The sequence below is a fragment of the Oryzomonas japonica genome (assembly GCF_008802365.1).
Classification (GTDB): domain Bacteria; phylum Desulfobacterota; class Desulfuromonadia; order Geobacterales; family Pseudopelobacteraceae; genus Oryzomonas; species Oryzomonas japonica.
The window spans coordinates 1-676 of sequence record NZ_VZQZ01000024.1 but is presented as its reverse complement, the minus strand read 5'-3'; the positions used below and the strand labels follow the sequence as shown (position 1 = coordinate 676).

The 676-nt window shown below is 56.8% G+C and carries 1 protein-coding gene; it reads right to left on the bottom strand.

Translation table 11 applies throughout. The annotated features are described in order from the left end of the window. Window positions 1-13: 13 nt before the first annotated feature. A partial coding sequence (locus tag F6V25_RS17135) for a porin family protein (protein ID WP_476739189.1) occupies window positions 14-676 on the bottom strand: 663 nt, incomplete at its 5' end.

Here is a 676-nt window from a genome sequence, read left to right as displayed (position 1 = left end):
AGGTCCCTCCTTTCTAAAAGTCGTAGTTGAAGACCGCACGACCTTGCCAGTCGTTTTTGTACTGGGCATTGACGTTGTCTTCAACCCGGACGGACGCGGACATGTTCTTGGCAAGTTTGTATTTGCCACCGACCCAGTATTTGCGGGCAGTTTCGTCTCCGGTCGTCCGGTCGAACTGGTAGACGTCGTACTGGAGGCCGGCCGCCAGTTCCAGAGGCTTGATCGGGGTGTAGTTCACCTCGGCGCTGCCCCCGTTCAGGTCGCCGCCGTAACCGTTGTTGTGGTCGTAGTTCAGGCTGATGAGTATTTGGTCGATCGGACGAATCCGGCAGCCCACCTCGACGACGTCAGAGGCATCGCTGCTCTCACCATAGAATTGCCTGGTGTAGCCGGCGTTGACCGACAGTTTGTCGTTGATGGTGTAGTCGGCACGGATGAGGGCTTCCTGGTAACGATCAACGGCAAATATCGAGTAGATGGACGTTGAGTCGAAGGTCGGGTAGCTCTGGTACCATTCCGCGGTCAGGATCAGGTCCGCCGTGGGGAAGTATTTGATGCCGGTGAGAAGTTCGGTGAAGGTTTCACTCGGCAGGTCAAACCGGGTGTTGGCGTACAGTTTGAACGAGTTCCAGTACTGCTTGAAGGTGCCGCCGATCTGGTCGCGGGCAACACCGTC